Source organism: Paenibacillus sp. MER TA 81-3, assembly GCF_023713585.1.
Classification (GTDB): domain Bacteria; phylum Bacillota; class Bacilli; order Paenibacillales; family Paenibacillaceae; genus Paenibacillus_B; species Paenibacillus_B profundus.
Genome location: NZ_JAMAWB010000010.1, coordinates 291,937 through 304,323, shown reverse-complemented (window position 1 = coordinate 304,323; position 12,387 = coordinate 291,937). Strand labels below are relative to the sequence as shown.

Below are 12,387 nucleotides of genomic sequence, written 5' to 3'. Positions count from 1 at the left end.
CTCGGGGGCCATATGGAGAAACAACTTGAAGGACAAATCATATTTTGAACGCTCGACCAGATCGACGTCGGACAAGTCGAAGATAGATTTGAGCAGCAGATATTTAAACATCCGAACCGGATCCACCGCGGTGCGTCCGTTATCGTGGCAATAGTTGACGTGCAGCTCTTCGTAGACAAAGCCAAAGTCCACCAACTCGTCCATTCTGCGCAGTAGATTATCTTTGGGAACCACCAGATTGTAGAGTTCCATATATGGGCTCAAAATAAAGCTTTGTTGCTTCAGGAGCACAGAGATCACCAGCCTTTGATGAGATACTTTGATTATACCGAAAAAAAGAGACAGACTCTTCAAAAAAATGAAGAATTGTCTCTTTCAGGACTAAGGGACTTTTTCAGTGGCCTCGTTTTACTCAACGGGGCCTTTTTCGTATGACTTACGGTCGGATACACCTAGGTACGATTTTAATCCGTCCTGTAGTATCCGCGAGAAATTAACGTTTGCTTCTTCGGCTGCATCGTTAAGCCATTTCGGTATGGTTAACGTCTTCTTGACCGCTTTTTCCGACATGTAGTCGCGGAAGGGCGGCATCCACACTTCGACCAATACAACGGTCTGGTTCGGCTCGTGTTCGACGGACAACGCACGAGTAGGTTCCGGAATATCATCGCCATCTTGTTCCATCGAGTACAAATGCAGCGCAATGCACTCCTTCGCCATATTGAACGCTTCTTCTTCGGTATCTCCGCAAGTTAATGCTCCGGGTAAATCTGGGAACTCAACGGAAATGCCATCGTCGGCATAATCGAAGATTGCCGGAAAAATATAACGGTTTTTCATTTTTATCAACTCCTTAGTACCGATACTATTAATTAATATATTAATATTCACAGGTTTGGGGCTATTCAAGCCCCGCCTGAATCATGATATTGTCCATAGTCTTTCGAGGTAAGTCTTTTTTCGGGTGAGGTACTGTTACTCTTACGCTGCCTTTCTTGGTGGGGTGTTTGAATTGATGATGACTGCCGACCGTATTCACCAAGAACCACCCGTCAGTTTCGATAAGCTTTATTATTTCCCTCGAAGAGTAGCTCGGCATCTCCTCGCCTCCTCACGCATCTATCATAATACGTATAACAATACGTATTATTGGGTTGTGAGAAATATTTTCCTCTTCAAGAACATATCAACGATGCGTCCTGTTCACAGCACATCACGAGAGAACGTCGTAGGAATCACGGAGGTTTGTGGACATTTGTGGAGAGGGTAAACGTATGGTATGGTATGAGAGCGGATTTAAGCGGCTGATATACCGATTAAATCTTATTAGTAAGTCTTATTAGATAAGTTATATTTACCGGCAAGTTATACCGTAACGTACCGGTAAAACTTGCCGCAACAAAGAACAGCCCCGCCATCATCGGCAGGGCTTTCACATTCCTCATCACAAGCGCCACTTTCCCAACGGACTGTGATTACTATACTTTGCCGTTTTTTCTGCTGACAGTACATCAAAAAATCTTCAAGGTAAAACTCTAACTCCGACACTTTCAACGTTATATCCCCCATCTGCGCGTGATGCACAGACCCAATAAATCGAGGGAATTTATCGCGTATCAGGGAAAAAGTTTATCGGCCCAAAAACGAGTTTATCGGTATTTTGCAACTCGCGTTAACTCTCCGCAAATTCTTGCGTGGCCTACGTTCAGCTCACCTTATGCTCAATGCGCAGCTTGTCGGCAACCATCGCGATGAATTCGCTGTTCGTTGGCTTCGACTTGCTGATGTTGATTGTATAGCCGAACAGACGGCTGATGCTATCGATGTTGCCGCGCGTCCAAGCGACCTCAATCGCATGGCGGATGGCACGTTCAACACGGCTTGGTGTCGTTTTGTATTTTTCCGCAATCGCAGGATATAATGTCTTCGTAATGGAACCCAAAATTTCAATGTTGTTATATACCATCGTAATCGCTTCGCGTAAATACTGATATCCTTTAATATGTGCCGGGACACCGATTTCATGAATAATCGAAGTGATATTCGCATCCAAATTCTTCGTCTTGCCAAGCTGTACAACATTGGATTTGGACGATGAAGTCATCAAGCTGCTGGCGCTGGAACCACCCGATAAAGCGCTGTTTGACGATACGCCAGCTAACTGCCGAATGCGATTGGCCAGTATATCCATATCGAATGGCTTCAATATGTAATACGAGGCGCCAAGTTGGACCGCGCGTTGCGTAATGCTCTCCTGCCCAAATGCGGTGAGCATAATGATCTTAGGTTGCGGGGACAAGTTCAAGCTTCGCAAACGTTCTAACACACCTAAGCCGTCTAAATGCGGCATAATAATATCGAGAATGAGCACATCCGGCACCGCTCTCGTCTGCTCCAGGAATTGGAGTACCTCTTCGCCATTATAGGCGACCCCAGTGACGACCATGTCGTCTTGTTCTGATAAGAAATCAGCTAACAAATTAGTGAATTCTCGGTTGTCGTCCGCTAACAGTATTTCGATCTTTTGCAACTTTTAATCCTCCCTTGTCAAAGTTTCGCATATCGGCACCAATGCAATGAGTGTTAAATCCTTTCCAGATCATGTTATTCGACATCAAGAATGAAATTCCTTCTGTCGAAAACTTTTTTTCTTTAGTTTTTCGAAAAGATCCATTATAATGAAATATTTATTATAAATTTCTACACCATTCGCAATGATTCGTAAAGGTTCGACATTGATGTCGATTTGCTTGGTAAAAAAGGAGAAGGCGCACGCTGCGCGTGTACCTTCCCCTGTAGCCCCCACGTCTGCGGTGACGATAATACGACACCTGCATCCTGCAGCATCCATTCGATAAAGCATCCATACCCCGAACTTGGGTCATTGACAAAGACATGGGTAACGGCGCCGATTAATTTGCCGTTCTGAATGATCGGACTGCCGCTCATTCCTTGCACAATTCCACCGGTCCTCTGTAACAGTCGCGGATCAGTTATCCGTATGACCATTCCTTTAGTTGCAGGTGTAGACTGCTTCGTCACATGCGCAATTTCGATCTTGAAGCGCTCGACCTGTTGGCCGTTAACTACGGTCAGCATTTCCGCAGGTCCTTCTTGCACTTCTTCGCTAAATGCTACCGGGATTGGTTCTTTAAATACACTGTGATCCGGAGTAGCCGTCATTTTCCCGAATATTCCGAACGGAGTATTTCGTTCAATATTGCCTAATACACGACTTTCTTTCAGAAAATGGGCTCTTTTCTCACCGGGTTCACCATTTTGACTTTTAGATATCGAGGTTACGTTGGATTGAACAATCTCACCTTGACCGACGACAATGGGCGACTGCGTATCCATATCGGTAATTACGTGACCTAATGCACCATATACACCTTGATCCGGTGCATAGAAAGTAAGCGTTCCTACGCCTGCCGCAGAGTCACGAATGTACAATCCGAGTCTCCACGTCTTATCTTCTGTATCATATGCTGGCGTAAGCTTTGTCTTCACTTCTGCTTCTCCGCGGCGAATAACAAGCTCAAGCGGCTTCTTGCTTTCTCCAGCCTGCCTTACAACATCCGCCACTTTGCTTACATCATTTAGTCGAATCCCGTTCATACTCATAATGAGATCACCTAATCGGACTCCCGCCGCTTCTCCAGGAGAGATTTTGTTATCCGGACTTACATGGACAAGATGGTGACCTACAACAAGGATGCCCGCTGATTTGACTTTAACGCCAATCGTCTGTCCACCTGGAATAACGCGCAGGTTAGGTACGACATTCACCTTAAGCGTCTTTAACGGAATACCTCCGAATAGCTTCAGCTTAAGTTCGGCCTGCCCTGATTGGGACGATTGTAGAGAGATCGGCTGCTGCAGCGATAAGTTGAAGGAAGGGCGATTCTCGCCATTAACACGCAAAATATCCGGTCGGTCCACCGTAGCTTGAGCGTGTACAGGCATAACGAGATGAAGTTCTTTTTGCTCTCCTTCAAATAATCGAAGCTCGCTCGGCAATGCCGTAAAAGTGCGAAATGGAGCCGTTGTACAGCATAAACAAACGATAATGACTAGCATCAGACCGAGCAGACGTTTAACGTTGGGGTTCAAAGGTGTCACACTCCTTTGTTGGCGGAAGCTTGACGAAAAGGACGTGCCGTTTCGTAACTATAAGGTATCCTTGACCCCTACGTTTTATAAGTGAAAATGATTGGCTCAATCCCTTTATTTACGCACCTTTTTGACGTTCAGCCAACTTCAGCATTTCTTGTGCATGATGCAAAGTTCTTTCCGTCACTTCCACTCCACCGAGCATACGAGCCAATTCGGCAATGCGACCTGTTTCGTCTAATTCCGTTACTTGTGTTGAAGTGCGCTCATCCCGCACCTGCTTCTCGATATAATATTGATGATCGGCCATACAAGCTACCTGTGGCAGATGCGTAATGGCGAACACTTGACCACTGCTGGACACCCATGCCAGCTTCTCAGCTATCGCTTGTGCGGCACGACCGCTTACCCCCGTGTCCACTTCATCGAACACGAGCACCGGAATCCGATCCACCTGAGCAAATATGGTCTTCATCGCCAGCATAATGCGGGACAATTCTCCCCCAGACGCAATCTTATGAAGGGGGCGAAGCGGTTCACCTGGGTTAGGGGAAATAAGAAACTCCGCATCGTCCCAACCGTTTTTCGTAAAGCGAACCGACACGCCGTTCACATCAAAGCCCTGTTCGCCTTGCAGCCGATCAAGCCGGACATCTAGCCGTGTTCGTTCCATATGAAGGTGCTGCAGCTCTGCTTCGATGCGAGTCGTCAATTCATTAGCCAATTGGCGTCTAGCATTGGTTAACGCCTCCGCTTTGCGCGCCAGCTTGACGAGTCGTTCTTGCGCTTCCTTCTCTAGAGCAGCGATACGTTCATCCTTATGCTCAATCTTATCCGCTTCGGCTTCAATCCGCTGTAAATATTGGAGCATGTCTTCAACGGTTGATCCATACTTGCGTTTTAACGAGGTAAGCTGATCAAGACGCTCCTCAATTTGTTCGAGACGAACTGGATTGAACTCTATATTTTCACGGTAGTCCCTGAGCTGATACGCTGCATCCTCCAGTTGGTAATAGGCAGACTGAAGCTGCTCCACCATAGGCTGGAATTTCACCGTATCATACACCAATACATCCTCAAGCTTCGATAGTGCAACACTGACTGAATCCATGGCTCCCTGTGCATATAATCGTTCATAGGCGTTGTTCACATGATCCATCAGCTTCTCTGCATTGGCTAGTTTGCGCTTTTCTTCCGATAAACATTCATCTTCGCCAATTTTTAGTTGGGCATTGTTAAGTTCTTCAATCTGGAAGCGATACAAATCAAGCATCTGGTACGCTTGTTGGCTTGTCTCCTTCAGTTGATTCAATTCATGCTGAAGCGCCATGAAGCACCCGAAGTCTTCACGGTATCGTGTCTTGATGGAAGCTAACTCCTCACCGCCGTAAGCGTCTAACCATTCCAGATGACGCTCTACCTTAAGCAGTGATTGATGTTCGTGCTGTCCATGTATATTAATGAGCAATTCTCCAACCTCGCGCAACATCGTCAAGTTGACCATTTGACCGTTCATCCGGCATAAGCTCTTTCCATGCGCCGTCAATTCCCGGCGGATAATGAGCAATTCGTCACGATCGGCTTGGATGCCTAAACGCAATAGCGCATCCCAAACCGGGTGATCTCCTGGCAAATCAAATGAAGCTTCGACCTCAGCCCGATCACAACCGTAGCGAACGAAGTCGGCCGATCCTCGTGCTCCGCCGATAAGCCCTAGTGCATCAATAATGATGGATTTACCTGCTCCCGTTTCCCCTGTAAGAACATGGAATCCACGATGAAAGTGCAGTTGCACCGATTCGACAACTGCCAAATTACGAATGGATATAGCTACTAACATGGAGCACCCCTCCCGAACGCAAGTTATGAAATGTGGCTCATAATCTGGTCTACGACGGCCTGACTGAGCTGCTTCGTTCGGCAAATGATTAGTATCGTGTCATCACCACACACCGTCCCCATAATTTCAGGCCACTCGATGGAGTCCATCAACACAGCAATCGCATTCGCCGTACCTGGCAAGCACTTCATGACAACCAGATTCTCGGCGCTATCGACGCTGACGAAGTTATCCAACAACGCACGCTTCAATTTCTGTGCCGGATTGAAGCGCTGATCGATTGGCAGTGAATATTTATATCGTCCATTATCCATTGGAACTTTGATAAGGTGCAGTTCTTTCATATCTCGAGACACGGTCGCTTGCGTAACATGGAATCCGGCTTGGCGCAGCGCGTCCACCAGTTCATCCTGCGTCTCGATGTCATTATTCATAACGATTTCTCTGATTTTAATATGTCGTTGTCCTTTCATGCATGCCCTCCATTAGATCAATCATGTGTGTAGATATCCATTGAAAATCAATATAAAAAACTGCTTATCAAGATTGCGCTTCTCCAAAATCCATACGCAACAGACGTACTCGTCGTTCCAATAAATCTACAATAAGCAACCCAGCACAATCCGGATAAGCCGCAAAATAAGGTGACCATAGCTTGCGCAACCCGCTCGCACTCCAATCCAATTGCATCCGTTCTCGTGCGATACGAACAATATACCATTGTTCGTCCCGTTTGACGACCATATCCCCCCAAAGTCGCGTCGGCTCCAAATTTTCCCCATCGAGACAAAAATGCAGCGGAACGAAAAATTTACCGCCAATGATTTCATAGCCGCTGCTTTCAATTAAAGCAATGACTTCTTCGTCTTGCGGGAATCGGTCACTTAATATTACATCCTCCAGCGGTTCAGGCGTACGCACATAATGGCGCAGTCCAAAACCAATCCAAAGCAATAATCCAATTCCGATTATGCCCATCACCCATAGATCGCCCATATGATCATTCACCTCAGGTTAGGATTAGGATATATGCAACTTACTGTAATTCAGCGAATCGAAGAGCAAAAGAAACTCATCCGTCGGATGCCTGTCCCGGATGAGTTTCTTTTGCTGCTTAGCCTATCTGGATACCTTATGAAGTACGAAATGTGGAATTAGCTTCCTTGACGACAGCAGCAATTCCGTCGCGGGATATTTGCGGTTCCGGTTCATTCGCCTGCTCAGGCACAGTCCAATAAGCTAAAAATTCAATATTTCCCTCGCCACCGGTAATTGGAGAGTAAGTCAACCCTTCTAAATGAAACCCGATGGAAGCCGCAAAATCCAGAACGTCTCGCAGCACTTGCTCATGCGTGCTCGGATCACGTACGACGCCCGATTTGCCAACCTTATCCCGTCCCGCCTCGAACTGAGGCTTAATAAGAGCAATGACACGTCCTCCAGCAGCAAGAAGCCGCTTCAAAGGCGGAAGAATTAACTTAAGCGAGATAAAGGACACGTCAATCGTCGCCGTGTCCGGTTGCGGACCTTCGAGATGCTCTGGCTCCATATAGCGGAAATTGGTCCGTTCCATAACATGAACCCGTTCGTCATTCCGTAAGGACCAATCCAATTGATTGTAACCGACATCGATGGCGTACACTTGGCTCGCTCCATTTTGAAGAGCGCAATCCGTAAAACCTCCCGTTGATGCTCCGATGTCCAGCATGACACTGCTGTCCAAGGACAGGCCGAAGTGGCGTATCGCCTTCTCCAGCTTCAATCCGCCACGGCTGACATAAGGATGAAGCGCGCCTTTTACCTTAATGGAGACATCGCGCGGAACCTTCATGCCCGCTTTCTCGATTCGTTCTTCATTTGCATAGACTAATCCAGCCATAATAGACTTTTTTGCTTTTTCACGACTATCATAGTAGCCCTGCTCAACAAGCAGGACATCAATCCGTTCTTTAGGTATAGACATGCTTTGCTCCTGTCTGACTTCACTCTCTGTAACGGCGTCACGCCGTCAAGCCCGGGTCATCACATTGTTCCCATGTGCGAACAACATCGTATGAACTTCCTTCGCTAGACGTTCAGCCGTCAAGCCAACCTCCAGGCGTTGTTCTTTAATGCTTCCGTGCTCGACGAAGCAATCCGGAACACCTATCGGCTTGATTTTAACTCCGAATAGATTATTCTCCGCATAAAATTCCATCACCGCGCTCGCTAATCCACCGGCTATGGCTCCTTCTTCCATGACAAGAAGAGGGATTTGTTCCTTGGCTAGCTGAATCAACATTGCTTCATCCAGCGGCTTGATGAAACGGGCATTAATGATACGCAATTGTATTCCTTCGCGCCGCAATTGCTCCGCCGCTTCTTCCGCCACTTGCACCATCGGTCCGATGGCAAGTACAACTGCATGATCGCCCTGGCGAACGATTTCCCATGATCCGATCGGTATGGGAGTCAGCACTTCATCCAGCTTCACGCCAACACCGTTGATGCGCGGGTAACGCACTGCAATAGGCCCGGCTTCATAATCCACCGCTGTCTTGAGCATGTGGCGCAGCTCGTTCTCGTCCTTCGGCATCATCAGCACCATGTTCGGGATATGACGCAAGAATGTAATATCGAACACACCATGATGCGTTTCGCCGTCCGGCCCGACAAATCCGGCGCGGTCGATGGCGAATACGACGTTGGCATGCTGACGGCAAATGTCATGTACGACTTGGTCGTACGCCCGCTGCAGGAAAGTCGAATAGACGGCGAACACCGGCTTCATCCCTTCCATTGCAAGCGCTGCGCACATGGTGGCCGCGTGCTGTTCCGCTATGCCGACATCGATCATCCGGCCCGGAAACGTCTCAGCGAACTTCAGCAACCCCGAACCGCCTGGCATCGCCGGCGTTACCGCGACGATACGCTCGTCCTGCTGCGCCAGTTCGATTAAGGCGTTCGAGAACACTTCCGTATACATCGGATTGCCGACCGCCTTCAACGGTTGACCGGATTCAATCTTGTAGGGCGAGATGCCGTGCCACTTGTGCGAATCGGCTTCCGCAGGAGAGTATCCCTTGCCTTTGGTTGTCAAGACATGGACGAGCACCGGACCATCCACGCGCTCCGCTTGCTGGAAAATGTCAATCAGCTTATCGACATCGTGACCGTCGACCGGTCCGAAATATTTCAAGCCGAATTCTTCGAACAGCATACCGGAAACGACGAGATACTTGAGGCTGTCCTTCATCCGTTCCGCTGTCTTGGCCAGCTTGCCTCCGATGGCTGGAATCTTCTTTAGAAGCTGTTCCACTTCTTCTTTCGCTTTTTTGTAATTGCGGTCAGAGCGTATTTTGCTCAAGTAATTATGTAGAGCTCCGACGTTCGGCGCAATCGACATTTCATTATCATTCAAGACGACCATTAATTTCTTCTGTTCATGCCCTATATGGTTGAGCGCTTCCAGAGCCATTCCGCCAGTGAGCGCGCCATCTCCAATGACGGCAACCACTTTGCTGTCTTCTCCTTTGAAATCGCGTGACAATGCCATCCCCATCGCCGCTGACAAGGAAGTGCTGCTATGGCCCGCTTCCCACACATCGTGCTCGCTCTCCGCACGTTTGACGAAGCCGCACAATCCTTTGTATTGGCGCAGTGTATCAAACCGCTCCTTGCGCCCAGTCAAAATCTTATGTACATAAGCCTGATGACCGACGTCGAATATCATTTTATCCTTGGGACTGTCATATAAATAATGCAGGACAAGCGTCAGCTCGACAACACCCAAGTTAGGAGCCAAATGTCCGCCTGTTGCAGATAATTTTTCGATCAGAAATTGACGAATTTCCTCCGCCAATGGAACTAACTGTTCTTTAGTCATTCGCTTTAAATCGCTAGGTTGGTTAATCTGTTCGAGCAGCACGGGATTTCCCTCGCTTTCGTTGTTTCGATTTGCTGCGTTTCTTACTGAAGAGCGAAATTTTTAGTTTCGTTTCTAAAACATAAAAGCATTTGCCAATAATCAGCACAATTGGTGTTGCATAATAAATGGAAAATGATTTCCCCAATGCTTTGCCTCCCACTGTCAACGCTGAAACGAGACCAGTGAAGACAACGCTCGTAACCGTCTTCAACAGCGCCGTGTCCGCATCCATTGCATACAGCAGATTCGTTACGACGATGGCTGTTGCCGCTCCGCTAATAACCCCCGTAATATCACCAATGACGTCATTGCAGAAATTAGAGAACCGGTCTGCGTTGCGCACGATAGAAATCGCCTGCTTGGCACCATGGACCTTCTCTGATGCCATGGCGTGGAACGGCGTTTCATTCGCTGCCGCTGCAGCTAAGCCCATCATATCAAAAAACACTCCGATAAGCACGAGCAAGAGCACGATCACCATGCCAATGCTCCAGCCCACTCCTTCCAGCATCGCAGTCGATGTGACGGAGAAGACGGCAGCAAGCGCAAACGTGATGAAGAAAATCAAGACGCTCCATCTAACGGAATGTTTAAATGAGAATTTCATTATATTAGTCGTTCCATCCTTTAAGAGATTACATTTTATAAATAACAAATTAACTGATGTAAAAATATATTGGGAGTGGTAACTTCTTAAGTAAACGCTGTGGCTTAGGTCCAGTAGGTTTTCCCAGACGACCACCTATTCGTCGCCGAACAGGCAGTTTCCCTTTACGGTCGTCTTGACGTCGTTGCCGATCGTCAGACTGAATTACCACTTAGTCCACACTATAATCCCCAAGAAGTCTCACGCACGTGAACAGTCTAGGAGTTTTCCTCGAGCAGCCCTGAACCAACCCTTAGCCTCTTTTGCAAACCAGATTTCAAACGGCATCCGAAATGATGGCCTTTGGCCGAAGGACATCATTTCTACACATCCGCTATCCCTGCAGATTCACTCAAGGCAGGCTACGCTACAAACAAGCCGGGTTCGTACAGTACCATTTCATTAAGTAAGAGGAAATGATATGTGCGACTCGCAATGTAGGTTCATACCCCAAGCCGTAATGCGACGCGCGAGGGCGTCGTACCACGCACTTGGGCCTCCGCGGAAGCGGGGTCAACGCCCACATGCCATTGTGGATCGCCCCACAACCTTAACTCCCAGCATCAGCCCCCGACTGGGCGTCGAAAGCCAACACCAGGAACTTCATCGATGTGCCCTTTGGCGAATTTTTAGGCCCGCCTTCAGTGTTGGGAGGCCGACTAGAATACTGCACCACTCTACGTAAGCCCTATTATATCACATTTTTTATCGGTTTACGCGCCATTTAATGGTTTCTCTTCATTAAATAGTCAGCCAATTCGAACAAACGTTCCGGTGCCGGGAAGCCTGCATCACTTATCGCCTGCTTCGCTTCCCGCGTCAATCGTTCCACTTCTTGCTGTGAAGCTTCAAGACCGATAAAGTAAGGATAGGTCACTTTGCCGCTCTTCTCATCGCTTCCTTTCGCTTTTCCAAGCATCGCTTCATCTCCGACGACATCCAATATATCGTCTTGAATTTGGAACGCTAAGCCGAGCTTTGTTCCATATATCGTCAACGCTTGAAGCTGCGCTTCATTTGCTCCGGCAATCCGCCCCCCGGCGCGTAGAGAGAATACGATTAGATCACCTGTCTTATGCAAGTGAATGTATTCCAGCTGTTCGATCGTCGTAATCCCTTGTTCGCCCAGCATATCGGCTGCTTGTCCACCGACCATGCCTCTCATGCCGGCATATTCCGCCAATTCTTCCACGATAGCGAGCGCGACCTCTGCAGGAACACCGAATTGGCGGGAGCTCTGCACGATCGTATGGAACGCGTGCGTTAGCAATCCATCACCTGCCAAGATGGCCATAGCTTCGCCATATACTTTATGGTTCGTCGGTTTGCCGCGCCGGTAATCGTCATTGTCCAACGCAGGCAAGTCATCATGAACGAGCGAATAGGTGTGAATCATCTCGACGGCGCAGGCAACGGGCTCTGCAGCCACAGCTCTTCCATTCAAGCTTTCGCAAGCCAGCAATACGCACACAGGCCGAAGGCGCTTTCCACCCGCCATTAGTGAATAGTGCATTGCTTGTCTCAACGGATCGGGCACATACCAGTTGGAAGGCAGCATGGCCGGAAGCAATTGTTCCAGCCTAGTCACTCGATCTTTCAAGTAAGAGGTGAACGATCCGGCGGGATGAGGATTAATCAATGACACCACCCTCTTCTTCAGGGCTGAACGGCTGTCGTTTCAATTCGCCGTTCTGTTCAGTCAGCATTTCGATCTTGCGCTCCACTTGCTGAAGCTTCTCGGAGCAGAACTTGGATAAGCGCATTCCTTCTTGAAATAGATCGATGGCTTGCTCAAGGGGAGCGTCACCACCCTCTAACTGCGAGACAATCAGTTCCAGTTTTTCCATCGCCGCTTCGAAATTCAGTTCTTCCATTATTTCG

13 protein-coding genes are annotated in these 12,387 nt (G+C 48.1%); all 13 read right to left on the bottom strand.

Going from position 1 to position 12,387, the window contains the following annotated elements; genetic code table 11:
* Positions 1-291: transposase (locus tag M3650_RS17120; protein WP_251576542.1), on the bottom strand; the 291-nt coding region annotated here is incomplete at its 3' end.
* 117 nt (positions 292-408) lie between these two features.
* Complete coding sequence (locus tag M3650_RS17115) at positions 409-840, bottom strand: type II toxin-antitoxin system HicB family antitoxin (RefSeq protein WP_251576540.1); 432 nt, start codon at positions 838-840, stop codon at positions 409-411.
* Between the two features lie 61 nt (positions 841-901).
* Positions 902-1,099 carry a type II toxin-antitoxin system HicA family toxin gene (locus tag M3650_RS17110; RefSeq protein WP_251576539.1) on the bottom strand — a complete coding sequence of 66 codons (198 nt, stop codon included), beginning with the start codon at positions 1,097-1,099 and terminating at the stop codon, positions 902-904.
* A 606-nt stretch (positions 1,100-1,705) separates the two neighbouring features.
* A complete protein-coding gene (spo0A, locus tag M3650_RS17105) occupies positions 1,706-2,530 on the bottom strand; it encodes a sporulation transcription factor Spo0A (protein ID WP_019422904.1) in 825 nt (274 codons plus the stop codon).
* 170 nt (positions 2,531-2,700) lie between these two features.
* Positions 2,701-4,113 carry a SpoIVB peptidase gene (gene spoIVB, locus M3650_RS17100; protein WP_251576536.1) on the bottom strand — a complete coding sequence of 471 codons (1,413 nt, stop codon included), beginning with the start codon at positions 4,111-4,113 and terminating at the stop codon, positions 2,701-2,703.
* 118 nt (positions 4,114-4,231) lie between these two features.
* A complete protein-coding gene (gene recN, locus M3650_RS17095) occupies positions 4,232-5,953 on the bottom strand; it encodes a DNA repair protein RecN (RefSeq protein WP_019422906.1) in 1,722 nt (573 codons plus the stop codon).
* Positions 5,954-5,976: 23 nt separating this feature from the next.
* Positions 5,977-6,426, bottom strand: a complete 450-nt coding sequence (gene ahrC, locus M3650_RS17090; protein WP_019422907.1) for a transcriptional regulator AhrC/ArgR — start codon at positions 6,424-6,426, stop codon at positions 5,977-5,979.
* A gap of 67 nt (positions 6,427-6,493) precedes the next feature.
* Positions 6,494-6,949 (bottom strand): DNA-binding protein, encoded by a 456-nt coding sequence (locus tag M3650_RS17085; RefSeq protein ID WP_251576534.1) that lies wholly within the window; start codon positions 6,947-6,949, stop codon positions 6,494-6,496.
* Between the two features lie 136 nt (positions 6,950-7,085).
* Positions 7,086-7,916, bottom strand: a complete 831-nt coding sequence (locus M3650_RS17080) for a TlyA family RNA methyltransferase (RefSeq protein ID WP_251576532.1) — start codon at positions 7,914-7,916, stop codon at positions 7,086-7,088.
* 45 nt (positions 7,917-7,961) lie between these two features.
* Positions 7,962-9,860: a 1-deoxy-D-xylulose-5-phosphate synthase gene (gene dxs / locus M3650_RS17075; RefSeq protein WP_019422910.1), complete on the bottom strand. Its 1,899-nt coding sequence runs from the start codon at positions 9,858-9,860 to the stop codon at positions 7,962-7,964.
* The gene (locus M3650_RS17070; protein ID WP_251576529.1) at positions 9,841-10,467 is read right to left on the bottom strand and encodes a hypothetical protein; all 627 of its coding nucleotides are present in this window, start codon (positions 10,465-10,467) and stop codon (positions 9,841-9,843) included. The genes dxs and M3650_RS17070 overlap by 20 nt, the downstream gene beginning before the upstream one ends.
* A 763-nt stretch (positions 10,468-11,230) precedes the next feature.
* A complete protein-coding gene (locus M3650_RS17065) occupies positions 11,231-12,106 on the bottom strand; it encodes a polyprenyl synthetase family protein (RefSeq protein ID WP_285848508.1) in 876 nt (291 codons plus the stop codon).
* Between the two features lie 31 nt (positions 12,107-12,137).
* Entirely contained in the window at positions 12,138-12,380 is a 243-nt protein-coding gene (gene xseB, locus M3650_RS17060) for an exodeoxyribonuclease VII small subunit (protein WP_251576527.1), read from the bottom strand.
* Positions 12,381-12,387: the final 7 nt, after the last annotated feature.